Annotated in this window: 23 protein-coding genes; 18 read left to right on the forward strand and 5 right to left on the reverse strand. The window is 71.0% G+C overall.

Features of this window, described 5'->3' with window-relative positions; all coding sequences use genetic code 11:
* Positions 1 to 13: 13 nt before the first annotated feature.
* Positions 14 to 802, forward strand: coding sequence for an HAD-IIA family hydrolase (locus tag Dfulv_RS09955; RefSeq protein ID WP_259862392.1), 789 nt, complete (start codon positions 14 to 16; stop codon positions 800 to 802).
* An 18-nt stretch (positions 803 to 820) separates the two neighbouring features.
* Here the strand turns inward: Dfulv_RS09955 and Dfulv_RS09960 are convergent, their stop codons facing one another.
* Positions 821 to 2251: a DHA2 family efflux MFS transporter permease subunit gene (locus Dfulv_RS09960; protein WP_259862394.1), complete on the reverse strand. Its 1431-nt coding sequence runs from the start codon at positions 2249 to 2251 to the stop codon at positions 821 to 823.
* Between the two features lie 59 nt (positions 2252 to 2310).
* Between Dfulv_RS09960 and Dfulv_RS09965 the strand changes: the two genes are divergently transcribed.
* Positions 2311 to 2952 carry a TetR/AcrR family transcriptional regulator gene (locus Dfulv_RS09965; RefSeq protein ID WP_259862395.1) on the forward strand — a complete coding sequence of 214 codons (642 nt, stop codon included), beginning with the start codon at positions 2311 to 2313 and terminating at the stop codon, positions 2950 to 2952.
* A gap of 170 nt (positions 2953 to 3122) precedes the next feature.
* On the opposite strand, the gene Dfulv_RS09970 is transcribed toward Dfulv_RS09965, so the two are convergent.
* Positions 3123 to 3911, reverse strand: a complete 789-nt coding sequence (locus Dfulv_RS09970) for a hypothetical protein (RefSeq protein WP_259862396.1) — start codon at positions 3909 to 3911, stop codon at positions 3123 to 3125.
* Positions 3912 to 3986: 75 nt separating this feature from the next.
* Here Dfulv_RS09970 and Dfulv_RS09975 point away from each other — a divergent pair, with 75 nt between their 5' ends.
* On the forward strand, positions 3987 to 4793 hold the full coding sequence (locus Dfulv_RS09975) for a DUF3097 domain-containing protein (protein ID WP_259862398.1): 807 nt from the start codon (positions 3987 to 3989) through the stop codon (positions 4791 to 4793).
* Here the strand turns inward: Dfulv_RS09975 and Dfulv_RS09980 are convergent.
* On the reverse strand, positions 4790 to 6121 hold the full coding sequence (locus Dfulv_RS09980; protein WP_259862400.1) for a serine hydrolase domain-containing protein: 1332 nt from the start codon (positions 6119 to 6121) through the stop codon (positions 4790 to 4792). The two genes, Dfulv_RS09975 and Dfulv_RS09980, sit on opposite strands and share 4 nt — an antisense overlap.
* 149 nt (positions 6122 to 6270) lie before the next feature.
* Between Dfulv_RS09980 and Dfulv_RS09985 the strand changes: the two genes are divergently transcribed.
* The 4 genes from Dfulv_RS09985 to Dfulv_RS10000 are packed head-to-tail and all read left to right on the forward strand — an operon-like array spanning position 6271 to position 10194.
* Positions 6271 to 6705, forward strand: coding sequence for an NfeD family protein (locus tag Dfulv_RS09985; RefSeq protein ID WP_259862402.1), 435 nt, complete (start codon positions 6271 to 6273; stop codon positions 6703 to 6705).
* 18 nt (positions 6706 to 6723) lie between these two features.
* Positions 6724 to 7776: an SPFH domain-containing protein gene (locus Dfulv_RS09990; protein WP_319805783.1), complete on the forward strand. Its 1053-nt coding sequence runs from the start codon at positions 6724 to 6726 to the stop codon at positions 7774 to 7776.
* 55 nt (positions 7777 to 7831) lie between these two features.
* A complete protein-coding gene (locus Dfulv_RS09995; protein ID WP_259862403.1) occupies positions 7832 to 8641 on the forward strand; it encodes a TrmH family RNA methyltransferase in 810 nt (269 codons plus the stop codon).
* A gap of 11 nt (positions 8642 to 8652) precedes the next feature.
* On the forward strand, positions 8653 to 10194 hold the full coding sequence (locus Dfulv_RS10000; protein ID WP_259862404.1) for a PucR family transcriptional regulator: 1542 nt from the start codon (positions 8653 to 8655) through the stop codon (positions 10192 to 10194).
* Positions 10195 to 10214: 20 nt separating this feature from the next.
* Here the strand turns inward: Dfulv_RS10000 and Dfulv_RS10005 are convergent, their stop codons facing one another.
* A complete protein-coding gene (locus Dfulv_RS10005) occupies positions 10215 to 11219 on the reverse strand; it encodes a coiled-coil domain-containing protein (protein ID WP_259862405.1) in 1005 nt (334 codons plus the stop codon).
* A gap of 146 nt (positions 11220 to 11365) precedes the next feature.
* Here Dfulv_RS10005 and Dfulv_RS10010 point away from each other — a divergent pair, with 146 nt between their 5' ends.
* The 7 genes from Dfulv_RS10010 (at position 11366) to Dfulv_RS10040 (ending at position 19864) form a co-directional block, all read left to right on the forward strand.
* A complete protein-coding gene (locus Dfulv_RS10010) occupies positions 11366 to 12631 on the forward strand; it encodes an aspartate aminotransferase family protein (RefSeq protein ID WP_406567954.1) in 1266 nt (421 codons plus the stop codon).
* A 330-nt stretch (positions 12632 to 12961) separates the two neighbouring features.
* The gene (locus tag Dfulv_RS10015; RefSeq protein ID WP_259862407.1) at positions 12962 to 13972 is read left to right on the forward strand and encodes a MurR/RpiR family transcriptional regulator; all 1011 of its coding nucleotides are present in this window, start codon (positions 12962 to 12964) and stop codon (positions 13970 to 13972) included.
* Between the two features lie 20 nt (positions 13973 to 13992).
* Positions 13993 to 14745 (forward strand): SIS domain-containing protein, encoded by a 753-nt coding sequence (locus tag Dfulv_RS10020; protein ID WP_259862408.1) that lies wholly within the window; start codon positions 13993 to 13995, stop codon positions 14743 to 14745.
* 21 nt (positions 14746 to 14766) lie between these two features.
* Positions 14767 to 16212 (forward strand): N-acetylglucosamine/diacetylchitobiose ABC transporter substrate-binding protein, encoded by a 1446-nt coding sequence (gene ngcE, locus Dfulv_RS10025; RefSeq protein WP_259862409.1) that lies wholly within the window; start codon positions 14767 to 14769, stop codon positions 16210 to 16212.
* Positions 16213 to 16225: 13 nt separating this feature from the next.
* Positions 16226 to 17134, forward strand: a complete 909-nt coding sequence (locus Dfulv_RS10030; RefSeq protein ID WP_259862410.1) for a carbohydrate ABC transporter permease — start codon at positions 16226 to 16228, stop codon at positions 17132 to 17134.
* Positions 17135 to 17146: 12 nt separating this feature from the next.
* Positions 17147 to 18094 carry a carbohydrate ABC transporter permease gene (locus Dfulv_RS10035; RefSeq protein ID WP_406567955.1) on the forward strand — a complete coding sequence of 316 codons (948 nt, stop codon included), beginning with the start codon at positions 17147 to 17149 and terminating at the stop codon, positions 18092 to 18094.
* 81 nt (positions 18095 to 18175) lie between these two features.
* Positions 18176 to 19864 (forward strand): bifunctional 3'-5' exonuclease/DNA polymerase, encoded by a 1689-nt coding sequence (locus tag Dfulv_RS10040; protein ID WP_259862412.1) that lies wholly within the window; start codon positions 18176 to 18178, stop codon positions 19862 to 19864.
* Here the strand turns inward: Dfulv_RS10040 and Dfulv_RS10045 are convergent.
* A complete protein-coding gene (locus Dfulv_RS10045; protein WP_259862414.1) occupies positions 19846 to 20343 on the reverse strand; it encodes an NUDIX domain-containing protein in 498 nt (165 codons plus the stop codon). The genes Dfulv_RS10040 and Dfulv_RS10045 overlap by 19 nt on opposite strands.
* A 140-nt stretch (positions 20344 to 20483) precedes the next feature.
* Between Dfulv_RS10045 and Dfulv_RS10050 the strand changes: the two genes are divergently transcribed.
* The 4 genes from Dfulv_RS10050 to Dfulv_RS10065 are packed head-to-tail and all read left to right on the forward strand — an operon-like array spanning position 20484 to position 24040.
* Positions 20484 to 20993, forward strand: a complete 510-nt coding sequence (locus Dfulv_RS10050; protein WP_259862416.1) for a nucleotidyltransferase family protein — start codon at positions 20484 to 20486, stop codon at positions 20991 to 20993.
* A 60-nt stretch (positions 20994 to 21053) separates the two neighbouring features.
* Positions 21054 to 21908, forward strand: a complete 855-nt coding sequence (locus tag Dfulv_RS10055; protein WP_259862418.1) for an AAA family ATPase — start codon at positions 21054 to 21056, stop codon at positions 21906 to 21908.
* Positions 21898 to 22935, forward strand: a complete 1038-nt coding sequence (locus tag Dfulv_RS10060; protein ID WP_259862419.1) for a vWA domain-containing protein — start codon at positions 21898 to 21900, stop codon at positions 22933 to 22935. Before Dfulv_RS10055 ends, Dfulv_RS10060 begins: the two co-directional genes overlap by 11 nt.
* Positions 22928 to 24040, forward strand: a complete 1113-nt coding sequence (locus Dfulv_RS10065) for an XdhC family protein (protein WP_259862421.1) — start codon at positions 22928 to 22930, stop codon at positions 24038 to 24040. The genes Dfulv_RS10060 and Dfulv_RS10065 overlap by 8 nt, the downstream gene beginning before the upstream one ends.
* Positions 24041 to 24054 lie beyond the last annotated feature (14 nt).

Below are 24054 nucleotides of genomic sequence, written 5' to 3' on the forward strand. Positions count from 1 at the left end.
AAGCTGAGGGAGTATGTTGCGCGTGAGAGAACGCAAGCCCATCGAGTCCTGGCTCACCGACATGGACGGGGTCCTCGTGCACGAGGGCGTCCCCGTGCCCGGCGCACCGGAGTTCGTCAACCGGCTGCGCTCGTCCGGCAAGCCCTTCCTGATCCTGACGAACAACTCCATCTACACGGCCCGCGACCTCCAGGCGCGGCTGCGCAGGATAGGCTTCGACGTCCCCGAGTCCTCGATCTGGACCTCGGCCCTGGCCACGGCCCAGTTCCTGGACACTCAGCGCCCCGGTGGCACCGCCTACGTCATCGGCGAGGCCGGCCTGACCACGGCGATGCACGAGGTCGGCTACATCCTGACCGACACCGAGCCCGACTACGTCGTGCTGGGGGAGACCCGCACCTACAGCTTCGAGGCGATCACGGCGGCCATCCGGCTCATCAACAACGGCGCGCGGTTCATCTGCACCAACCCGGACGCCACGGGCCCGTCCAACGAGGGTGCCCTGCCGGCGTGCGGCGCGGTCGCCGCGCTGATCTCGAAGGCGACCGGGATCGAGCCGTACTTCATCGGCAAGCCCAACCCGATGATGATGCGCTCGGCACTCAACAGCATCGACGCGCACTCGGAGACGACGGCGATGATCGGCGACCGCATGGACACCGACGTCCTCTGCGGGTTGGAGGCAGGCTTGGAGACGATCCTGGTGCTGAGCGGCATCAGTACGGCGGCCGACGTCGAGCGCTACCCGTACCGCCCGTCGCGCATCATCCCCTCGGTGGCCCACCTGATCGACGAGATCTGACGGGCCGGACCAGCGGCATCACGATCCGGAAGACTTGACGCTCTTCCGGATCGTGCCTGCCGGGCCGGCCGGAGTGGCTGGACGCATCGGGAGGAACAGGGCGGGGACCACCGCGAGGGCGGTGAAGCCGAGGACCCACCAGAAGGTGCCCGCGAAGGCGGCGGCCAGCGCTCCGGGCTGGTGGGCCGCGCGGTGCTGCAGGATCGCCGCCAGCACGGCCGCGCCGACCGACGCGCCGATGGTCTGGACCATGGTGATGGCGCTGGTCGCACTCGGAATCGCGGTGGGCGGCAGACCCTGGTAGGCGGCGGCCGAGACCGGGACCGCGACAGCGGCGATCCCGATGCCCCAGAGCAGCAGCGACGCGGCCAGGACCAGAGCGTGGGTGTGCGAGGTCACCTGCGTGTACGCGATGGCGCCGAGCGTGGTCACGGCTATCCCGGTGAGGACGACAGGGCGGGCCCCGATGCGGTCGGTCAACTTGCCGACGTGGGGCAGGGCGAGCATGGTGCCGAGGCTCTGCGGGGCCAGGAGCATGCCGGCGGTGAGCGCGCTGTGGCCGCGGACCTGCTGGTAGTACAGAGGTATCAGCAGCAACGCCCCGAAGATCGACAGCCGTGACACGAAGTTGAGCGCCGAGGCGGCGGCCAGTGCCCGGTGGGTGAACAGGCGCAGGTCGATCACCGGGGCCTCGGACGTCCGCAGCGCGTAGACGACGAAGGCGACCAGCAGGACCACTCCGGCGGCCAATGGGACCAGGCCGTGGCCGGACGTGCCGGTCCGGGACAGGCCGAAGATGAGCAGGGCGATGGCGGGTGACAGCAGCGCCAGGCCGGGCAGGTCCAGGCGGCGGACCTCGCGCCGACCGTCGTCGGGGATGCCGCGGTAGGACACTGCCAGCGCGAGGAGGGCGACGGGCACGTTGAGGTAGAAGATCCAGCGCCAGCCGACGCTGTCGACGATCAGGCCGCCGAGCAGCGGGCCGACGATGGGCGCGAGTTGCGTGGGCACCGCCGCGATCGCCATCACCCGGCCTCGGCGTTCGGGGCCGGCGGCGTGGACGAGGATCATGATGCTCAGCGGCACGATCATGCCGCCGCCGATGCCCTGCGCGACCCGGAACGTGATCAGGCTTCCGACGGACCAGGCGGCGCCGCACAGTGCCGAACCGGTCATGAAGACGGTGAGCGCGAACAGCCACATGGTGCGGGTGCCGAACCGCTCGGCCAGTCGGCCGGTCAGCGGGATGACCAGCGCGATCGACAGCAGATAAGCGGTGTTGACCCACTGCACCGTGGCGATGGAGGTCTGGAACGCGCGGGTCATGCCGGCCAGCGCGACGGTGACCATCGTCATGTCCAGCATTGCGGTGATGGTTCCGGCCACGACAACAGCACTGAGCTTGAGCACGGCACGGTCGAGGCGCGGGACGGTCGGGGTTCCGCTCATGAACTGCACTATACCGTGCAGTGTAGTTGCTGGCTACACTGCACGGTATAGTGAATTCCATGCCGAGCAACTCGCCCCCATTGCGCCAGGGGTCACCGGTCAAACGCGCCGCGATCGTCCGTGCGGCGCTCGAGGTGTTCGTCCGGGAGGGCTACGCCCGGGCGAGCGTCGACGCCATCGCCGCCGGCGCGGGCGTTTCCAAGCGCACCATCTACGACTACTACGGCGACAAGGAACAGCTGTTTCTCTCGACCCTGCGGGAGACCAAGGAGGCGCAGGCGGCGGCGTTCCGCGAACTGCTGGACCGCACCCTCGGCCAGGTCGACGACATCGAGGCTGCCCTGACCCTCTTCGGCTGCGAGTTCGCCACCGAGATCGCGCGATCGGCGGAACGGGCCGCCGTCATGCGCCTGACGATCGCGGAGGCGTCACACTTTCCGGTCCTGCTGGAGCGGTCCACCAACGACGCCGTCCAGCGCGCCCTCGCCGACCGGCTGGCCGAGCTGGCGGGGCAGGGCCTGCTCGACATCCCGGACCCGATGGAGGCTGCCGAGTTCCTGGGGCTGCTGGTCACCGGCCGCGTGAACAACCGTTCCTGGTACGGCGCCGTGCGGCTCGACGACGCCGAGATCGCCCGACTGGTCGCCGGTGGCGTACGGATCTTCCTGCACGCCTACCGGCCGGCTGTCGCCGGCCGCTGAAGTCCGCCGAACGCAGCTCGGGCTTCCGGTCGCGGGTCGCCTGCCTATCGGGCATTGCGGATATGTTCGGATCGGGCTGCTGCCCGGCGGTCGGACCCCTCTCGAGTCGACCTTGGTGACTTTCCGTGGTCCTGGCAACGGAAATCGACCAAGGTCAAGTTGGAGAGCGGTCAGAGGAGTGGGGCGTTGCAGGCCGCCACCAGTGCCCGGCGGCAGGCGGTGGTCAGCGGGCGGAGGGCCGCGTCGCGTTGCTGGACCTCGTAGCCGTTGATCGCGCCGCCCGGAGCCGCGTGCTCGGCCAGCGCCAGGACGCGGTCCAGGATGCTCGCCCGCGCGTACAACCGGCGCGCCCGAGGATCGTAGCCCGGCGGGAGGTCGGTCGCGCCGTCCGGCTTGCGCAGCGCCTCGATCGCGCCGGCCAGCTCTGGGCGCCACTGGGCGATGTCCAGCTTGGCCAGCGTGCGGGTCGCCGTGGCGAGCTCGGCCGAGAGTTCGGCCTCCGCCTCGGCCGTCGACGGGTCGTCGAACCGTGGTGCGGTCGCCGGCTCCGGCAGGACGAACACGCGCCACAGCACCGTCTCGAACTCGTCACCCGAGCCGGACGTGTGCAACCGTACCTCCGGGACGAACCCCAGCGTGCCGGCGATCACGCCCTCACCCGCCAGCAGGGCCGTGCCGGTGAACGGGCCGGGGCCGGGCAGGCCGCGCGGGTCGCCGGGTGCCGGGAGCACCAGCCGGACCTCGTCCGGGTGGAGCTTCGACAGCGACGCCAGCGCGTCGGCGAGCGACACGTCGGTCCACGTTCCGGGGACGTCGGAGACCATGTGCTCCTCGTCGCCGGCGATCTCGGCGGCGGCGTCGTCGCACGGCACGAGGCCGGCGCGCCACGCCCGGACCCATGCCACGAAACGCGCCGCGCGGCGCGCCTGCAGGGTCGCCGCGCGTGCTGCGGGGGACATGGGAGCAAGGGTACGTGCTGACGTGCCGGTATGTCTCGCAGGCGATGACGCCGTCAGCCGATACGCTTCCCGGGCATGGATGTCCTGGCGAACAACGACTGGCGGCGCCGGCGGGTGATTCCCGAGGTCGACGCCGAGCTGGACCTTGTCGTGGAGGATGCCGAATCCGGGTTCTGCGGAGCCGTGGTCGGGTTCGAATACGGCGCCGTGGTGCTCGAGGACCGGCACGGCAAGCGGCGCAATTTCCCCCTCGAAGCCGCCGCGTTTCTCCTCGACGGTGAGCCGGTCACCCTGCGGAGGCCCCGGGCGAAGGCGGCACCCGCCCAGAAGGTGATCACGGCCTCCGGCTCGATCGCCGTGGCCGACCACACCGCCAGGGTCGCCCGGCGCAGCCGGATCTGGGTCGAGGGCATCCACGACGCCGCCCTGGTCGAGCGGATCTGGGGTGACGACCTGCGCGTCGAGGGCGTGGTCGTCGAGCCGTTGAACGGCGTCGACGAGCTGGCCGCCGAGATCAGGCGGTTCGGGCCCGGCCCGGTCGCCCGGCTCGGCGTGCTCGTCGACCACCTTGTCCCCGGCTCGAAGGAGAGCCGGATCGTGGCGGCGGTCCAGTCGCCGTACGTGCTGGTGACCGGCCACCCGTACGTCGACGTCTGGCAGGCCGTGAAGCCGGCGGCCGTCGGCATCCGGGCCTGGCCCGAGGTGCCACCGGGCCGGCCCTGGAAGGAGGGCGTCTGCGCGGCCCTCGGCGTCGCCGACCCGGCCGGCATGTGGCGCCGGATCCTGGCCTCGGTGTCGAGCTTCCGCGACGTCGAGACCCCGCTCATCGGCGCGATGGAACGGCTGATCGACTTTGTGACGGAGCCGGACGAGGACCTCTAGACGGCCGGCCACGGATCGCGGGTGAGGACGAAGGTGGCGATGTCCAGGGCCACCACCTCACCCGACGCCGAGCGCACCACCTGCAGCACCTCGCCGTCGTTGTCGCCGGAGCGGCCCCGCCACCGGTCCTGCGCCGGGCCGTCGGGCACGAACCGCCACGGCGTCCGCCCCGTCGTCAGCGGCGTCACGACGAGCTCGCCGTCCGCCCAGCCGACCTCGTGCTCCTGCCCCATCCACCACCAGCGCCCGGTCAGCGGCTCGAGCTCGGCCGGTGGCGGCGTGCCCGGTCGCCACGGCGCGACCCGCACCGGCTCGCGATCGAGGACCGCGTCCAGCAGGTCGAGCCCGAACGCGCTGAGCCCGCCGCCGTGGTCGCCGTAGTGCATCGTGTACGCGTTGACGAACGCCACCAGGCCCGTCCGCGACGGCCGGTGGACGGCGAGCACCGCGAGGTAGCCGGGCATCGAGCCGCTGTGGCCGACGAACACCCGCTCACCGCGGCGCCACAGCTGCAGGCCGAGGCCGTGCCCGGCGCGCCACCCGTCGAGGTCGCTGATGACCACCGGGGCGCACATCTCGGCGACGGTCTCCTCAGCCAGTACCGCCGGATCCGGATCCGCCAGGAACGCGGCCCAGCGGGCCATGTCCGCGACGGTCGACCACAGCTGGCCGGCCGGTGCCATCGCGCCCGCGTCCAGGCGCGGCTCCTCGCGCATGGTGTCCAGCCAGGGGTGCATGACGTAGCCACGGGCGAACGGCTCGGTGGCGTCGTGCGTCGTGCGGAGCAGCTGGAGCGGGCCGAGGATGCGCTTGGTGAGCATCGACCGCCAGTCCTCGCCGCCGAGCCGGCTCACGACCGCGCCGAGCAGGCCGTAGGCCAGGTTGGAGTAGTGGTAGCCGTGCAGCGGCGGGTAGGCGACCTTGTCCGCGGTCAGCGTGGCCAGGAACGTGTCGACGTCCATGCCCGAGCTGCGCTCCCACCACTCGCCGTCCGGCTCCCGCTGCACCCCGCCGGCGTGGCCGAGCAGCTGGCGCAGCGTCACCGCGCCGACCGGGGTGCCCGGCAGGTGGCGGTACAGCAGGTCGTCCAGCGCCAGCTTGCCCTCGTCGCGCAGCGCGAGGACCAGCGCGGCGGTCATCGTCTTGGTGATCGAGCCGATGCGGAACTGCAGGTCGGGCACGTAGTCGCCGGCGGCGGCGACGTGCGCGAGGGCGCCGTCGCGGACCACACCCGCGACGAGGAGCGGCACGCGGCCGCCGGCGTGGGCGCGGGAGACGAGTTCGTCGACGCGGGAGACGGTTTCGGGCAGGAGGGGTACGGAGGGCACGGGGGTCGCCTTCTCTCGGGGGTTTCACCCGTTCAACGGTGTGCCGGCGGGTGAGAGGTGGGCAGGTCCGATGATTCCGCAGGGTGGGTGACCATTCGGAGGATGATCAGACTAGGGCGCTACGTGCATCGGCGTGACACGATCGAAGGGTGGATGTCTGGCTGATCGTCTGGTTGATCGTCGGCGCCGCCCTCGTCGCGGCGGAGGTCTTCACGACCACGTTCATCTTGTTGATGTTCGCGATCGGAGCGTTCGCCGCCGCGGGTGCCGCCGCCCTCGGTGCCAACGAGCCGGTCCAGGCGCTCGTGTTCGCGGTGGTGAGCGCCCTGTCCTTCGTCGCGGTGCGCCCGACGCTGCGCCGCTACATGCGCCGGGACGAGCGGGACACGCAGATGGGCGTCGAGGCCATCGAGGGTTCGATGGCACTGGTACTGGAAGATGTCGACAGCGACAGTGGCATGGTCAAGATCGACGGGGAGTTGTGGCGGGCCCGCCCATACGACGCGACGCAGTCGTTCGTCAAGGGGGAACGGGTCCGGGTGATCGAGATCAAGGGTGCTACCGCAATGGTGTGGAAGGACTGAGGCCAAGTGGATCCAAGTGTGCTCGTGGCTGTGTTGGTGATCATCGCCGCGCTGATAGGCATCATCACCGTGGCCAAGTCGGTGAAGGTCGTGCCCCAGCAGGTCGAATACGTGGTGGAACGGCTCGGGAAGTACAGTCGCACCCTCACACCCGGCCTGAACATCCTGGTGCCGTTCATCGACTCGGTCCGCAACAAGGTCGACAAGCGTGAAGCTGTCGTGAACTTCCCGCCGCAGCCGGTGATCACGTCCGACAACCTGGTCGTCTCCATCGACACGGTGCTGTACTTCAAGGTCGTCGACTCGGTCCGCGCGACGTACGAGATCTTCTCCTATCTGCAGGCCATCGAACAGCTGACGGTCACCACGCTGCGTAACGTCATCGGCTCGCTCGACCTGGAGAAGGCGCTGACCAGCCGCGACGAGATCAACCGGCACCTCTCCGGGGTGCTGGACGAGACGACCGGCCGCTGGGGCATCAAGGTGACCCGTGTCGAGATCAAGGCGATCGAGCCGCCACCCAGCATCCGTGACTCCATGGAGAAGCAGATGCGCGCCGAGCGGGACCGCCGTGCCGCCATCCTGCACGCCGAGGGCCTCAAGCAGTCGCAGATCCTGACCGCCGAAGGCGAGAAGCAGGCGGCGGTGCTGCGGGCCGAGGGCGAGCGGCAGTCGCGGATCCTGACGGCGGAGGGCCAGGCGAAGGCGATCCGCACGGTCGTCGACTCGATCCACCTGTCGAACCCCGACTCGAAGGTCATGGCGTACCAGTACCTCCAGGCGCTGCCGCAGATCGCCGCCGGCCAGTCCAACAAGATGTGGATCCTGCCGGTCGAGCTGACCAAGGCGCTCGAGGGCATCGGCGGTGCGCTGGGCGGCATGGCGGCGATGTCCGACGCCGAGCGCAGCCGGCACGTCGACCGCAACCGGGTCGAGGAGGAGGAGTCGGCGGAGGTGCAGGAGGCCCGGCAGGCCGCGGAGGAGGCGGCCGCCGTCGCGACCGCGGAGGCACAGGCCGCCGCGGCCCAGGTCTCCGGCACGACGCAGAACCGTGAGCTCACCAACGGATAGTCCCGGCGGGGCCCGGCCGTGAGCCGCGGCCGGGCCCACCGGCAGAATGCCCGTCGTGCCAGTTGTACCGATCACCGACCCGGAGGACGACCGCATCGCCGACTACCGGGCGCTGACCGACGTCGAGCTGCGCACGCGCTGGGAGCCGCCCAACGGGCTGTTCATCGCCGAGGGCGAGCTGGTCGTGCGGCGGGCGCTGCGGGCCGGCTACCGGTTGCGGTCGCTCCTCATGGACAGCAAGCGCGTCGACCAGGTCGCCGACCTGGTCGACGCCACCACGCCGCTCTACGCCGGCGACCAGGCCGTGCTGGAGGCGATCACCGGCTTCCACGTGCACCGCGGCGTGCTCGCCTCGTTCCACCGCCGGCCGCAGCCGAGCGCCGAGGAGGTGCTCGCCGGCGCCCGGCGCGTCGCGGTGCTGGAGGGCATGAACAGCCACACGAACCTCGGCGCGGTCTTCCGGAGCGTCGCCGGGCTCGGCGTCGACGGCGTCCTGCTCTCGCCGACGTGTGCGGATCCGCTGTACCGCCGCAGCGTCCGTGTCAGCATGGGCGAGGTGTTCGCCGTCCCGTACGCGCGGCTGGAGCCGTGGCCGTCGGCGCTGGAGATCGTGCGGGCGGCCGGGTTCACGCTCCTGGCGATGACACCCGCCGCCGACGCGGTCCCGTTGCAGCGGCTCACGGCGGAGCAGCGCGCACGCCCCGCGCTCATGCTCGGCGCCGAGGGGCCGGGGCTCACGAAACAGGCGTTCGAGGCGAGCGACCTGCGGGTCGTGATCCCGATGCGGCGCGGCGTCGACTCGCTCAACGTCGCCACCGCCGCCGCAGTCGCCTTCTGGGAGCTGTCGCGGGAGGACGGGTTGTAGCATCCGCGCTGATGTTCCCGACGGTCCGTGAGGTGCTCGACCTCGACCCCGTGCGCAACGGCGCGCCGAAGGTCGTGGCGGGCGAACGCGGCCTCGACCAGGTGGTCCGCTGGGTGCACAGCTCCGAGGTGCCCGACATCGCGACCCTGCTGCGCGGCGGCGAACTGGTGCTCACGACCGGGATCGGCCTGCCGCCGGACGACGTGGGACTGCGCCGGTTCATCGCGGACCTGTCCGAGGTCAGGGCCTGTGGCCTCGCCGTGGAGATGGGGCGGCGGTATTCGACGCGCCTGCCCGTCGCGATGGTCCGCGCCGCCGACGAGCTCGGCCTGCCGCTCGTCGAGCTGCACCGGGGCACGCCGTTTGTCCTCATCACCGAGGCCGTCCACTCCATGATCATTGACGCCCAGCTCGCGGAGCTGCGCGCCACCGAGGAGATCCACCAGCGGTTCACCGACCTGTCCGTCGAGGGCGCCGGGCCGGCGGAGGTGGTGGCCCAGGCCGCGGCCCTGGCCGGCGCGCCCGTCGTGCTGGAGAACCTGTCCCGGCAGGTCCTCGCGTACGACGCGGCCGGCGGCTCGGCGGAGCTGCTGCTGGCCACCTGGGAGGCGCATTCGCGGCGGATCCGGCCGGCCGGGCGCACCGGGCACGACGCCGAGTCCGGATGGCTCGTCACCACTGTCGGCGCGCGGGGCCGGGACTGGGGGCGCCTGCTGATGCGGGTGCCGACGGCCGACCCGCGGTACGTCATCCTCATCGAGCGGGCCGCCTCGACCCTGGCGCTCGGGCGGCTGATCCGCGGCGACGAGGAGGGGCAGACCCATCGCACCCTGCTGGCGGCGCTGCTCGGCCACACCACGCCGGTCGACGAGGTCGTGCTGCGGGCGAGGGCACTGGGTGTACACCTCGATCGGCGGCATCTCGTGGGAGTGGTGATCCGGCCGGCGCTGGCCACGGAGGCGGCGCAGGCGTTGCGCGAGACGTCGCTGAAAGGGCTGGTCGGCGCGCTGGACGAGGCGAGCGCCGGGGTCCTGCTGGCGCTGCGGTCGGCGGACGACGAGCAGGACGCGCTCAACCGCTTCGCCACGCGGCTGCGCGGCCTCACGGCGACCGACATGGTGATCGCGGCCGGCGAGGGCGTCGGGACCCCGCGCGAGGCGCGCCGCTCGCTGGTGGAGGCGAGCCAGGTCGCCCAGGCGGCGAGGCACGATCAGCGCTCCGGCGTGGTCCGGTCGACGGACGTGGGGCTGGCCGGCCTGCTGTACCTGCTGCGCGACGAGCCCCGGCTCCAGACGTTCGTGGAGCGTGAGCTGGGGGAGCTGCTGGCCTACGACGCGCGGCATCCCCGGGAGCAGCTGCTGGGCCTGCTCCGGATCTACCTGGAGTGCGGCCGGAACAAGTCCGCCGCGGCCGAGCACAGCCACCTGTCCCGCCCGGCCTTCTACGAGCGGCTGGCCAAGATCGGCAAGATCGTGGGCGCCGACCTGGACGACGTGTCGGCCTGCTTGTCGCTCCACGTGGCGCTGCTGGCTCTGGACGCTTTGCGCCGCTAGTCCACTGACGTTCGCGGGAGCTACTGCATCGACAGATGGACGTGGTTGTAGTGGTCACCGGCGGGGGTGCCGTCACCGCCGTAGGACTTCCAGCCGCTGCTGGGCTGCCAGATCCGCTTGTACCAGATCACGTACTTCACGCCGAGGTTCTTCGCGTTGGCCACGCACCAGGCCGCCAGGTTGTCGCCGTACGTCTTGTCGGCACCTGTCGCTCTCGCGTTGACGAACGTCTTCGCGTTGGCCGAGAAGTCACACGCCTTGCCCAGTGGGTGATCCCCACCGCCGCCGCTGCGGAAGCAGGACGTGTAGTGCGTGTAGCCGGCCAGTCGCGCCTCGTTGTAGGCGTTGCGCATGCGTGGCGAGATGCAGCCGCTCGTCGTCGGGTCGTCGAGCGAGCAGCTCTCCTTCGGATACGAGCCGTCGGAGTTGCGCGCGACCGCCTTCGTGGTGACCTTGCCGCCGCTCGGCGCACCGCTGGTGTCGGCGCCGCCGCCGGCCTTGCGCAGCGCGTCCTCGGCGGCCTTCTTGTTGGCCTCCATGATCTTCAGCTGCGCCTGCTGGTTGGCCACCGCCGCGGCGATGTCCTTCTGCTGCTGCTCGATCTTGCGCCGCGTCTCGGCCAGGTCGTGCAGCTGCGCGTCGTCGCGCGACAACATGTATTCCACCGTGACCATGTTGTGCAGCATGGTGTCGGGGTTGTCGGCGCCGATGATGACGTTGGCCAGGCTGACCCGGCGTCCGCGATACGCGGCGTTGGCCACCACGCCCGCCGTCGCCTCCAGCTCGGTCAGGTGCTGCTGCGTCTTGGCCATCTCGGCGTTGATCGCGGTCTGGTCGGCGACCGACTTGTCGAGCCGGCCCTTCGCGTCGTTGTACTCCGCCAGCGCCTTGTCGAGAGCTTGACGCACAGTGAGGTTCTGGCCGCCGTCTTCGCCGGGCTCGGCGGCGGCGGGGTCGACGATCCCGACCACCAGCAGTAGCGCGGCGGCCAGCAGCGTCAGGACCCGAGTCGGTGCCGTCAACATCGCCGGACAGCATATCGAAGCGCCCTGAAAACGCCAGTCTGGTGTTGATCATGCAATGACGGCGCCGGAACAACCCTGGTTCGGCCCGGTTTATCAGGAACCACAACCGGATGATCAATGGAATGGGGGGTGGTGGCGGGCGGACAATGGCGGGTATGGACGAGCTACTCAGTCGGCACCGCGGGGTCATGCCCTCGTGGATGCCGATCTACTACGAGCAACCGATCGAGATCGTCACGGGCAAGGGCTCGCGGGTCACCGACAGTAACGGCAAGAGCTATCTCGACTTCTTCGCCGGCGTGCTCACCAACTCGCTGGGGTACGATCTGCCCGAGGTCCGCGAGGCGGTCGAACGCCAGCTGCGCACGGGCATCGTGCACACCTCGACGCTGTACCTCATCCGCCAGCAGGTCGAGCTGGCCGAGAAGATCGCGCGGCGCTCCGGCATCCCCGATGCCCGGGTCTTCTTCACCAACTCCGGCACCGAGGCCAACGAGGCGGCCCTCCAGGTGGCCACGAACGCCCGCCGCAGCAGCACGGTGCTGGCGGTCCGCAACGGTTACCACGGCCGCACGGCTGCCACGATCGCGGTGACCGGCATTCGCGCCTGGTCGGCCTCCGCGCTGAGTCCCTTCAACGTGAGCTACCTGCACTCCGGCGATCGGCTGCGCGGGCTCTTCAAGGGCATGAGCGACGAGCGGTACCTCGAGGCGGCCGTCGAGGACCTGCGCGAGGTGCTCGCGACGACGACCGCCGGCGCGGTCGCGTGCCTGATCGTCGAGCCGATCCAGGGCGTCGGCGGCTTCACGCGCGGCCCCGACGGGCTGCTCGCGGCCTGGAAGGAGGTCCTGGACGAGCACGGCATCCTGCTCATCTCGGACGAGGTCCAGACCGGCTGGGGCCGCACCGGCGAGCACTTCTGGGGCTACCAGGCGCACGGCGTCACGCCCGACCTGCTGACGTTCGCCAAGGGCATCGGCAACGGCTTCGCCCTGGCCGGCGTCGTCGGCCGTGCCGAGGTGATCGAGCAGGTGGAGGGCACCTCGTTCTCGACGTTCGGCGGCAATCCCGTCGCCACCGCCGCCGGCAACGCCGTCCTCGATTACATCGTGGACCACGACCTGCAGGCCAACGCCGCCCGCGTCGGCGGGATCCTGCTCGACGGCCTGCGTGCGGTCGACAGCCCGATCGTCGTCGAGGTGCGCGGCAAGGGGCTGATGATCGGCATCGAGCTCACGTCGGTGGCGAAGACCGGCGCCGTGTTCGAGAGCTGCAAGCGCGACGGGCTGCTCGTCGGCAAGGGCGGATTGTACGGCACGACGATCCGCATGGGCCCGCCGCTGAACCTCACCGAGGAAGAGGCCCGCGAAGGGCTGGAAATTCTGACCAGCGCACTGCACGAGCACGCCTGAGAACGGGACCCGGCCGAACCGATCCTCATAGGTCGGTTCGGCCTTTCTTATGCAAAACGGTGAAAACTACTCAACGCTCCGCTTGTAACAAAACGGGCTAAATCTGGGGTCGACCCTGACATCCGGGCTCTCTCGTCTGGTCTCCTTGGTCGGGCCGCCGACCCGGTTACGACCATGTTGCCAACCGGTCTGAGCTGGGATTTTAGGTGCTTTTAAGATCCACTTTTTGGTAACAGTTTGAAAACTTCACCCAACTCCTTGACAAGAAGGGCCGCTCAGTAAGAAATTTTACCACTAACAGTTAAGGAACCTTGTTGAAAAGGAAACACGATGACCCCACGCGAGGAGCTCACGACGGCGGTCCAGACCGCTGTCAGCGCCTCGCCGGTTTCGTCGATTTCCGCGGACGGCCGGTACGTCGCGGATGCGGCGACCGGACCGGCGTCGGCGGCCGTCGCCGGGGATAGCGTCCTGGCGCGGGTGCGCGCCGGACTGCCCGAGTTCACCGGCGCCCTGCAGCGCGTGGCGGAGCTGATCCTGGCCGACCCGGCCGCGGCGGCCCGCTCGACGATCGTCGAGCTCGCTGAGCGCAGCGGCACCTCGCCGGCCACCGTGACCCGCTTCTGCCGGGCGCTCGGCTTCGTCGGCTACGCCGACCTGCGGCTCGCCATCGCCGGTGAGACCGGCCGCGCCGCTCGTACCGGCGGCTGGACCATGGACATCGGCCGCGAGATCCAGCCGACCGACCCCCTGGAGCGTGTGCTCGGCCAGATCATGGCCGCCGACACCCAGGCGATGCACGACACCGCCTCGCTGCTGGACCTCGGCGAGGTCGAGCGCGCCGCGGAGGCCATCGCCCGCGCCAACCGGGTCGACATCTACGGCGCGAGCGGCAGCGCGCTGGTCGGCGGGGAGATGCAGTTCTGCCTGCACCGCATCGGCATCGCCGCCTGGGCCTGGACCGACGTCCACAACGGGCTGGCCTCCGCGGCCCTGCTGCAGGCCGGCGACGTGGCCCTCGGCATCTCGCACAGCGGCCAGACCCGCGAGACGATCGAGATGATCGCCGAGGCGAGCAGCCGGGGAGCGACGACCATCGCGCTCACCAGCTTCCCGCGGTCGCCGCTGGCCGAGGTCGCCGACATCGTCCTGCTCACCGCGACGCAGGCGACGACCTTCCGGCCCGACGCCCTCTCGGCCCGGCACCCGCAGCTCGTGGTGCTGGACCTGCTGTACATCGCGGTAGCCCAGCGCACCCACGAGCGTGCGCACGCAGCGTTCTCCGTTACGGCGCAAGCGGTCGCCGGTCACCGGTCGTCCGCGGGAAAGGACGCGTCGTGAACCTCGTCCAAGGAGAGCGCATGGCCGTCACGGCACTCGGGTACGTCTCCGCGATCCAGTCCCTCATCGACCGGATCGCCACCACCCAGGTCGGCAACGTCAACCAGGCGGCCGATCACATCGTCACCGCGCTCCAGGCCGGTGGCATCCTCCAGGCGTTCGGCACCGGGCACTCCGAGGCGGTGGCGGTGGACTTCGCCGGCCGCGCCGGCGGCCTCGTGCCGACGAACAAGATCCTCCTGCGGGACCTCGTCGTCTACGGCGGCCAGGAACCGCAGATCCTCGAGAACGAGAAGCTGGAGCGCGATCCCCGGATCGCGGCCCAGCTCTACGAGATCGCCGCGCCACGTCCCGAGGACGTGTTCGTGATGGCCTCACAGTCGGGGATCAACGGGGGGATCGTCGAGATGGCGCTGCTGATCAAGCAGCGCGGGCACAAACTGATCGCGATCACATCGGTCGAGCACACCGAACGAGTGTCCCCCAGGCACCCCTCGGGCAAGCGGCTTGCCGATATCGCCGACGTCGTGCTGGACAACGGCGCGCCGTACGGCGACGCACTGCTGTCGCTGGATAGCGGCGGCGCGGTCTGCCCGGTCTCTTCGGTCACCAACGCGCTGATCGCGCAGCTGGTGGTCGCCGAGGTCGTGCGACGCATCGAGGCCGCGGGCGAGGTGGCTCCCGTCTACCTGTCCGCGAACGTCCCCGGCGGGGACGAGCACAACCACACCCTCGAGTCGCGGTACGCCGGACGTGTCCGGCGGACCGCCTGACCCGAACCGAGGAGACAGATCATGTCCGTTACCCCCGAGTCCCCGTCGCAGCCGATCGGCCTCTCGCGGCGGACCATGCTCCAGCGCGCGGCCGTCGCCGGCCTGGTCGCCACGCCGGCCGCGGGCCTGCTGGCCGCCTGCGCCGACAGCGGCAGCGACGACGAGCCGGGCACGTCCAACACCGGTACGGTCTCCGCGACCAACCCGCTGGGTATCCCGGAGGACCAGCCGGTCAACGTCGTCATCTTCAACGGCGGCTACGGCGACAAGTACGCGACCGACGTCCACGAGCCGCTGTTCAAGAAGGCGTTCCCGAAGGCCACCGTCAAGCACGAGTCCAGCCAGGCCATCTCCACCCTGATCCAGCCGCTGATCGCCGGTGGCAACCCGCCGGAGTTCGTGAACAACTCCGGCGAGAAGATGATGGACTTCGGCGCCCTGGTCGCCGACGGCCAGCTGCAGGACCTGACGCCGCTGCTCGACGCGCCGTCGGTCGACGACCCGGCGAAGAAGGTCCGCGACACCCTGATGCCCGGCACGATCGAGGCCGGTTCGTTCAACGGCAAGCCGTACGTGCTGTACTACGTCTCGACCGTCTACGGCATCTGGTACTCGGGCAAGCTCTTCGCCGACAAGGGCTGGAAGCCCGCCACCACGTGGAGCGAGTTCACCGCGCTCTGCGAGGAGATCAAGAAGGCCGGCATCGCGCCCTACGCGTACGCCGGTGCCAACGCCGCGTACTACCAGTGGAACATCATCCTCACCAGCGCGGCGAAGATCGGCGGCGCCGACATCCTCAAGAACATCGACAACCTCGAGGACGGTGCCTGGAAGGCCGACGCGGTGAAGCAGGCCGCGGAGGCGTGGGCCGAGATCGGCGCGAAGTACAACCTGCAGGGCGCCGAGGGCCTCAAGCACACCGACGTCCAGCTCAAGCAGAACCAGTACCAGCTGGCGATGTACCCGTCGGGCGACTGGCTCGAGAACGAGCAGAAGAAGGACACACCGGCCGACTTCAAGTACCAGCTCCTGACCACGCCGAGCATCACCACGTCGGACAAGCTCAAGTCGACGGCGCTGCGCGCGGCGGCCGGTGAGGGCTACATCGTCCTGGCGAAGAGCAAGAACCCCAAGGGCGGTCTGGAGTACATGCGCCAGATGCTGTCGAAGGCCGGCGGTAAGGGCTTCACCGAGACGGTGAAGGCGCCTACCGTTGTCCAGGGCAGCACCGACGGCCTGACCTTCACGCCCGGCATCCAGTCCTCGCAGGACGCCCTCAAGGCGGCCGGCCAGGAAGTGTTCAACCTGTACTTCGACGGCTGGTACAAGGACCTCGACAAGGAGGCCCGTACCGCCACCAACGAGCTCATGTTCGGTCGCATCAAGGCTGACGCCTTCGTCGAGCGGATCCAGAAGAAGGCCGACGAGATCAAGAAGGACTCGTCCGTCACCAAGTTCAAGCGCTGATCGGAGCCTGATCATGCGGCATGGAAGATACCCCTTCATCGTGGGGTTCCTGGCGACGCCGGTGCTGCTCTATGCGTACTTCGTTCTCTGGCCGTATGTGCAGACGATCAATCTGTCGTTCTACCAGTGGCGCGGATTCACCGCGAAACGGTGGGTCGGTCTGGAGAACTACGATCGGATGCTGCACGCCGAGCGGTTCTGGAAGGCGCTTGAGCATCACGCGGTCATCCTGGTCTTCCTGCCGCTGCTCACGATAGCGATCGCGCTGGTCTTCGCCTTCCTGCTCAACGTGGGCGGGAAAGGCGTCGGCGGCAAGACGGCGGGGGTCTGGGGGTCGAGTTTCTACCGGGTGGTGTTCTTCCTCCCCCAGGTCCTCGCCGTGCCGGTCATCGCGGTGCTCTTCGCGACCGTGTACCGGCCCAACGAGTCCGGCCTGATCAACGGTGTGCTGTTGCGGGCCGGGCTGGAGAAGCCGATCGGCTTCCTGATCGAGAAGAACCTCGCACTGCCCGCGCTCATCGCCGTGCTGGTCTGGCAGGCGGTCGGCTTCTACGTGGTGCTCTTCTCCGCCGGCATGGCGAACATCCCGGCGGAGATCTACGAGGCCGCCGAGCTCGACGGCGCCAACAAGGTGACGCTGTTCTTCCGGGTCACGCTCCCGCTGTTGTGGGACACGATCCAGACGGCCTGGGTCTACCTCGGCATCCTCGCGTTCGACGCGTTCGCGATCGTGTCGGTGCTCGCCCAGGACAACGGCGGTCCCGACGGCGCCACCACCGTGCTGGGGCTCGAGATCTACAACAACATCCAGATGAACCGGTACGGTGACGCCGCCACCTACGGTGTCGCGCTGTGCTTGCTGTCGCTGGTGTTCGCGGCGTTCACGCTGCGGCTCACCCGTCGTGAGTCCTACGAGTACTGAGAGGCCGGGGAAATGACCGCAATCATCGGCCACGACACGCCGGGTCAGCGCAGCGACCAGCCGGGCGCCCGCGCGGTGCCGCCGTCGCCGGGCCCGCGGCGCAAGCTCAACATCGCCGGCGGCGTCGGCCACATCTTCCTGGCGATCTGGGCACTCATGATCATCGTGCCGCTCGTCTGGGTGTTCCTCGCCTCGTTCAAGAACACCACCGAGATCTTCAGCTCGCCCTGGACGATGCCGGACCACCTGCGCTGGGGGAACTGGGGACGGGCCTGGAACAAGGCGAACGTCGGCCGCTACGTCCTCAACAGCGCATTTGTGGTCGCCGTCGCCACGGCCGGCACCATGCTGCTGAGCTCGATGGCCGCCTACGTCCTGGCCCGCTACAAGTTCGTCGGCAACCGGATCATCTACTTCCTGTTCGTGGCCGGCATCGCCTTCCCGCCGTTCCTCGCCGTCGTCCCGCTGTTCTTCCAGGTGAAGCAGATCGGCGACCACGTGCCGGTCATCGGCCCGTACTTCGGCCTCAACAGCTACGGCGGCCTGATCGTCGTCTACATCGCGTACTCGCTGCCGTTCACCATCTTCTTCCTCACCGCGTTCTTCCGGTCCCTGCCGAACTCGGTGGCGGAGGCGGCGACGATCGACGGCGCCTCGCACACGCGGCTGTTCTTCTCAGTGATGCTGCCGATGGCCAAGCCCGGCCTGATCAGCCTCACGATCTTCAACCTCATCGGGCAGTGGGGCCAGTACCTGCTCCCGCTGCTCCTGATGGCGGGCGCGAAGGACAAGTGGGTGCTCACCCAGGGCATCGCCGACATCTCGACCGCGGCCGGCTACGAGGCCGACTGGTCGGGCCTGTTCGCCGCCCTGTCCATCTCGATCCTGCCGATGATCGTGATGTACGTCATCTTCCAGCGCCAGATCCAGGCCGGTCTGACCGCGGGAGCGCTCAAGTAGCACCCGCGTGTCGACCCTCTGACCCGCGCACCCCCGACGGTTTCTCGGAAAACTGTCGGGGGTGTGCTGTGTAATGCGGTCGTGCTCGTCGCCGTACTCCCCGAAGGCGCCGGTGGTCTGCTGAGACCGCTGGCCGACGACGGCACCCCGGCCGGCCCCGAGCAGCGGGTCGCCGATCTCGTCGAGGCCGTCCGCCGGACCGAGGCCGCGGACCGGCCGCGCTGGCTCTGGGCGTCGACCGCGGACGTCTACCCGAGACTGGTCCGGGCCGGGGTGCGCATCGAGCGGTGCTACGACCTCGAGCTGGCCGAGGCCCTGGTGCTGGGCGCCGAAGGGCGGTGGGGCCAGCCCCGTTCCCTGGCCTCGGCGAGCGCACGGCTCGCCGGCCTGCCGGTGCCGCCCGACCCGCCGTCCCGGGCGGCGCTGCCGCCCGGCGAGTTCCAGGAGTCGCTGTTCGAGGTCGAGACGGCGCCCGGGCCGCCGGCCGAGCTGGTGGACGTCCACGCCGCCCAGCGCACCCGCGTCGCGGGCCTCGCCGAGCTGCCGTCGGCGCACAGTTTCCCGCCGCGGGCCGGCAGCATGCGCACGCTCATCGCCGCCGAGTCGGCCGGCGCGCTCGTCGCGGTCGAGATGGGCCTCGCCGGGCTGCCGTGGCGGCCCGACGTCCACGACGCCCTGTTGCGCGGGCTGCTCGGCGCACCGTCCCCGGTCGGCGGCCCGCCGGCCCGGCTGGTCGAGCTCAACACCCGCCTCAACGAGGCCCTCGGTCAGCGCGTGCACCCGGACTCGCCGGCCGAGCTGCTGCGCGCCTTCGCCCGTGTCGGCATCATGCTGCGCAGCACCCGGCGCTGGGAGCTTCAGCACGTCGACCATCCGGCCGTGCCGATCCTGCTGGAGTACAAGGAGTTGTACCGGCTGTGGGTCGCACACGGCTGGTCGTGGCTGGAGCAGTGGGTGACCGGCGGGCGGTTCCGCGCCGAGTACATCCCCGGTGGTGTCGTGTCGGGCCGCTGGGCCACACGGGGCGGCGGCGCCCTGCAGATCCCGAAGGTCGTGCGCAAGGCCGTCGTCGCCGACCCCGGCTGGACGCTGGTCGTCGCCGACGCAGGCCAGCTGGAGCCGCGCGTGCTCGCCGCGGTCTCCGGCGACCGGCGGCTCGCCCGCGCGGCCGCCGAGGGCGACCTCTACGCGGCCCTGGCCGCGGAGGCCTTCGACGGCGACCGCGCCAAGGCCAAGCTCGCCCTGCTCGGCGCGATGTACGGGCAGACCGGCGGCAACGCCGCACCCGCCCTCGCCGCGTTGCGCCGCTTCTATCCGACCGCCTGGGACCTCGTCGAGGAGGCGGCCCGCACCGGCGAGACCGGCGGACTGGTGCGCACCTGGCTCGGCCGCACCTGCCCGCCGCCGTCGGTGACCTGGCGCGAGGGCTTCGACCAGCCGGGGGAGGGCATCGAGGCCGACACCCGCGGCGGCGCCAGAGGCCGGGCCCGCGGCCGGTTCACGCGCAACTTCGTCATCCAGGGCACCGCCGCCGAATGGGCGCTGGTGCTGCTCGCGCGGCTGCGGGCGGTGCTGTCCGGGATGCGGGCCGAGCTGGTGTTCTTCCAGCACGACGAGGTGGTCGTGCACTGCCCGCTGGACGAGGCCGCCGAGGTCGCCCGGGCCGTGCAGGCCGCCGGGGACGAGGCCCGGCGGCTGCTGTTCGGCGACACCGAGGTCCGGTTCCCGCTCGACGTCTCGGTCGTGGAGCGCTACTCCGACGCGAAGTAGCGGGCCATCGACTCGGTGTGCGTCGGGAAGCACAGCTCCTGCGGGCCGAGGGCGATCTCGAAGCCCAGCGCCTCCTCGGTGCGCACCGGCGGCGGCAGCTCGGCGAAGGGGCGCGGCGGCAGGAGCCCGAAGACCAGCAGCGTGCCGCTCGACGCGCTGTGCACGTCGAACAGCCGCACGTCGGCCGGGTCCGCGAGGATCGTCGTCTCCTCCCGCAGCTCCCGCACGGCGGCCTCCCGCCAGGCCTCACCGACCTCGATGAAACCGCCCGGCAGGGCCAGCTCACCACGGCCCGGCTCGATGTCCCGGCGCACCACCACCAGGCCGCGCCCCTGGTCGGTGTCGACCGGCAGCAGCGCGACGGCGACGGGCAGCGGATTGCGCCAGGTCGTCTCGCCGCAGGCTGCGCAGATACGCGGCCACGGCGCCCCCTGCGGATAGGCGGCGCCACAGTACGAACAGTGATCGTGGAGGGCCATGGGGATGCAGCCTACCGAGCGCGTATTAGTCTGATCGCTGCTGCATCGTTGGACGCTGGTAGGAGTGCCCGCTGAGCACGATAGTCGGACTGGTCCTCGCCGCAGGTGGCGGCCGCCGGTATGGCGGGCCGAAGGCCCTTGTGCGCCACGACGACGGGCGATTGCTGGTCGAGCGCGCGGTGGCGACCCTGCGCGACGGGGGCTGCACAAGAATTCTCGTGGTCCTCGGCGCCGAGGCCGCCCGGGTGCGCGGCGAGGCGCAGCTCGGTGCCGCCGACGTGGTCGAGAACCCCGCCTGGAAGAGCGGCATGGGCTCGTCGCTGCGGGTCGGTCTCGCCGCCCTCGCCGAGACCGACGCCGATGCCGCGGCGGTGCTGCTCGTCGACACGCCGGGCATCGGCCCGGACGCGGTCGCCCGGCTGCTCGCCGCCACCGACGGCGGGCCCGGCGCCCTGCTGACCGCCACCTACAAGGGCAAACGCGGCCACCCGGTGATCCTCGGCCGGGACCACTGGGCCGGTGTCGCCACCCTCGCCACCGCCGACGTCGGCGCGCGCGCCTACCTGGTCGCCCACGCCGAGCAGGTGCAGGGGGTGCCGTGTGAGGACATCGCCGACGACACCGACCTGGACGTGCCGCCGGAGCCCTGACCCACCGGGCGCGTGAGGGAGGCATTCGCGTCAGGATCAAATGTGGCGCATAGTTGACCCGTGCCGGACTTCGCGTCACCGGCCGCTGTGGCGGCGGGCCTGGCCGACGCGGGCTACCTCGCCGATGAGGGGCTCGCGATGGCGGGTTTCCTCGCGCTGCGCCTGCACCGGCCGATCTTCCTGGAGGGTGACGCGGGCGTCGGCAAGACCGCCTTCGCCGCCGCCCTCGCGCAGGCCGCCGGCGTCGAGTTGATCCGCCTGCAGTGTTACGAGGGGCTCGACGCGTCCCAGGCGCTCTACGACTGGGACTTCCCCCGGCAGGTGCTGCACCTGCGGGCGGTGGAGACGGCGGCGCACGGCGCCCTGTCCGCCGATCAGCTCGAGGCCGACCTCTACGACCGGCGGTTCCTCATCGCCCGGCCGCTGCTGCAGGCCGTCGAGCGGGCGCCGTGTGTCCTGCTGGTCGACGAGATCGACCGCGCCGACGACGAGTTCGAGGCGTTCCTGCTGGAGATGCTCGCCGAGTCCGCGGTGACCGTGCCGGAGCTCGGGCGGATCACCGCGCCCGAGCCGCCGGTCGTGGTCGTGACCAGCAACCGCACGCGTGAGGTCCACGACGCGTTGAAGCGGCGCTGCCTGTACCACTGGGTCGGCCACCCCACTCCGGAGCGGGAGGCGGAGATCGTCCGGGTGCGGCTGCCCGGCGTCAGTGAGCGGCTGGCCCGCGAGGTGGCGGCAGCGACCGCCCGGCTGCGCACGCTCGACCTGGTCAAGCCACCGGGGGTCGCGGAGGCGATCGACTGGGCCGCGGCGCTCGGTGTGCTCGGCGCCGACGCGCCCGGCACGGAGACGCTCGGTGTCGTGCTGAAGGTGCGCGAGGACATCGACCTGGTGCGAGCCTCCGATGTCCTTTGAGGCCCCCCTCGACCGCCGCATCGCCTTCCTCTCGGCCCTCGATGAAGTAGGCGTCGAGCACGCCTACTGGGTCGGGCGGCTGACGCTGTGCGGCTCACCCGAGGACGTCGCCCGCTACGACGCCGCCGTCCTCGGCCAGGTCCGCGACCCCGAGCCGCGGGGGAGCGCCTGGCAGGTCCGCCGGCTGCCCGAGCGGTCGCTGTTCCGGGCCACGATGCCGCCGTCGGTGCCGTCGGGCGAGGGGGATCCGGCCCTGTCCGTGCAGGCGAGCGACGCCGAGGTGCTGCGCCACCGCGACCTCGCCACGCTGTCCACAGTGGAGCGCGCGGAGGCGGCGCGGCTGCTGGCCCGGCTCGCGGGCGCGCACCCGCAGCGGCCCGGCCGCAGGTACCGTCCGGCCTCCACCGGCGACGTCGACCGCCGCCGCAGCGTTCGCGCGATGCTGCGGGCCGGCGGCGAGCCACGGCCCCTGCTGCGCCGGTCGCGGCGGCCCCGGCCCCGGCGGCTGGTGCTGCTGCTGGACGTGTCCGGCTCCATGTCGCCGTACGCCGACGCGCTGCTGCGCCTCGCCCACGCCTTCGTCCAGCACCGTCCACGGTGGACGGCCGTCTACGCGCTCGGCACCCGGCTGACACCGCTCACCGCCACCCTGCGCACCCGCGACGTCGAGGCGGCGCTGCGCGAGGCGGGCCGGGCGATCCCCGACTGGCGCGGCGGCACCCGGCTCGCCGACACCGTGACCGCGTTCGTGCGCCGCGACGGGCACCGCGGCGTGGCCCGGCGCGCCGTGGTCGTGGTGTGCAGCGACGGCTGGGAGTGCGGGGACCCGGCACGGCTCGGCGCCGCCGTCGCCCACGTGCGCCGGCTCGCCGCCAAGACGATCTGGGTCAGCCCGCACGCCGGGCGGCCCGGCTTCACCCCGTCGGCGGCCGGGCTGGCCGCCGTGCTGCCGCACGTGGACGCCCTCGTCGCCGGGCATACGGTGGCGGCGATCGAAGCACTGGTGGAGGAGGTCCGCGATGCGTGAGGTGTTGACCGAGCTCGTCGACTGGTGGCGCAGCGGCCAACCGGTCGGCATGGCCACCGTCGTGCGGACCTGGCGCAGCTCGCCCCGCCCGGCCGGGGCCACCATGCTCGTCGGCCCGGACGGCACGGCCGTCGGCAGCGTCTCCGGCGGCTGCGTCGAGGGCGCGGTCTACGAGCTGTCGCAGGAGGTCGTCGAGACCGGGCAGCCGGTGGTGCAGCGGTACGGTGTGAGCGACGACGACGCGTTCGCCGTCGGCCTGACGTGCGGCGGCATTATCGAGCTGCTCATCGAGAAGGTGACCGTCCAGAGCTTTCCCGAGCTGGAGGCCGTTGCCCGCTCGATCGAGGCGCGCGACCCTGTCGCCGTGGTGTCCGTCGTGGAGGGCCCGGACGACCGGATCGGCCGCCGGCTCGTGGTCTGGTCGTCGTCGGTGAGCGGCTCGCTCGGCTCGCCCCGGCTCGACGCGGCGGCCACCGACGACGCGCGCGGCCTGCTCGCCGCCGGGCGCACCGACACCCTGCACTACGGCCCCGACGGCGAGCGGCGCGGCGAGGGCCTGACGCTCTTCGTCGCCTCCTACGCCCCGCCGGCGCGGATGCTCGTGTTCGGGGCGATCGACTTCGCCGCCGCGGTGGCCCGCATCGGCACCTTCCTGGGGTACCACGTCACGGTCTGCGACGCCCGCCCGGTCTTCGCCACCTCGAAGCGCTTCCCGGGGGCCGACGAGGTGGTGGTGGACTGGCCGCACCGGTATCTCCGCGCGGAGATGGACGCCGGCCGGGTCGACGAGCGCACGGTGGTCTGCGTGCTCACCCACGACCCGAAGTTCGACGTCCCCGTGCTGCAGGTGGCCCTGTCCGAGCGGTTCGCCTACGTCGGGGCGATGGGCTCCCGCCGCACCCACGACGACCGCCTGGCCCGCCTGCGTGAGGCCGGCGTGACGGAGAAGGAGCTGGCCCGCCTGTCCTCGCCGATCGGCCTGGACCTCGGTGCCCGGACCCCGGAGGAGACGGCGGTGAGCATCGCGGCCGAGATCATCGCCGGCCGCTGGGGCGGCGGGGGCGCCCGCCTGTCCAGCACAGCGGGCCGCATCCACCACAGTTAGCGTCGATCCGGCAA

Source organism: Dactylosporangium fulvum, assembly GCF_025137375.1.
GTDB lineage: Bacteria > Actinomycetota > Actinomycetes > Mycobacteriales > Micromonosporaceae > Dactylosporangium > Dactylosporangium fulvum.

Bases quoted from the DNA above. Each gene is read 5' to 3' on its own strand.
- Dfulv_RS10045 (WP_259862414.1), bottom strand. From the start codon at position 20,343: ATGGCCCTCCACGATCACTGTTCGTACTGTGGCGCCGCCTATCCGCAG.
- Dfulv_RS10035 (WP_406567955.1), top strand. From the start codon at position 17,147: ATGACCGCAATCATCGGCCACGACACGCCGGGTCAGCGCAGCGACCAG.
- ngcE (WP_259862409.1), top strand. From the start codon at position 14,767: ATGTCCGTTACCCCCGAGTCCCCGTCGCAGCCGATCGGCCTCTCGCGG.
- Dfulv_RS10010 (WP_406567954.1), top strand. From the start codon at position 11,366: ATGGCGGGTATGGACGAGCTACTCAGTCGGCACCGCGGGGTCATGCCC.
- Dfulv_RS10015 (WP_259862407.1), top strand. From the start codon at position 12,962: ATGACCCCACGCGAGGAGCTCACGACGGCGGTCCAGACCGCTGTCAGC.
- Dfulv_RS10000 (WP_259862404.1), top strand. From the start codon at position 8,653: ATGTTCCCGACGGTCCGTGAGGTGCTCGACCTCGACCCCGTGCGCAAC.
- Dfulv_RS10060 (WP_259862419.1), top strand. From the start codon at position 21,898: ATGTCCTTTGAGGCCCCCCTCGACCGCCGCATCGCCTTCCTCTCGGCC.
- Dfulv_RS10020 (WP_259862408.1), top strand. From the start codon at position 13,993: ATGGCCGTCACGGCACTCGGGTACGTCTCCGCGATCCAGTCCCTCATC.
- Dfulv_RS09960 (WP_259862394.1), bottom strand. From the start codon at position 2,251: ATGAGCGGAACCCCGACCGTCCCGCGCCTCGACCGTGCCGTGCTCAAG.
- Dfulv_RS10005 (WP_259862405.1), bottom strand. From the start codon at position 11,219: ATGTTGACGGCACCGACTCGGGTCCTGACGCTGCTGGCCGCCGCGCTA.
- Dfulv_RS09955 (WP_259862392.1), top strand. From the start codon at position 14: ATGTTGCGCGTGAGAGAACGCAAGCCCATCGAGTCCTGGCTCACCGAC.
- Dfulv_RS09965 (WP_259862395.1), top strand. From the start codon at position 2,311: ATGCCGAGCAACTCGCCCCCATTGCGCCAGGGGTCACCGGTCAAACGC.
- Dfulv_RS09970 (WP_259862396.1), bottom strand. From the start codon at position 3,911: ATGTCCCCCGCAGCACGCGCGGCGACCCTGCAGGCGCGCCGCGCGGCG.
- Dfulv_RS09975 (WP_259862398.1), top strand. From the start codon at position 3,987: ATGGATGTCCTGGCGAACAACGACTGGCGGCGCCGGCGGGTGATTCCC.
- Dfulv_RS10030 (WP_259862410.1), top strand. From the start codon at position 16,226: ATGCGGCATGGAAGATACCCCTTCATCGTGGGGTTCCTGGCGACGCCG.
- Dfulv_RS10065 (WP_259862421.1), top strand. From the start codon at position 22,928: ATGCGTGAGGTGTTGACCGAGCTCGTCGACTGGTGGCGCAGCGGCCAA.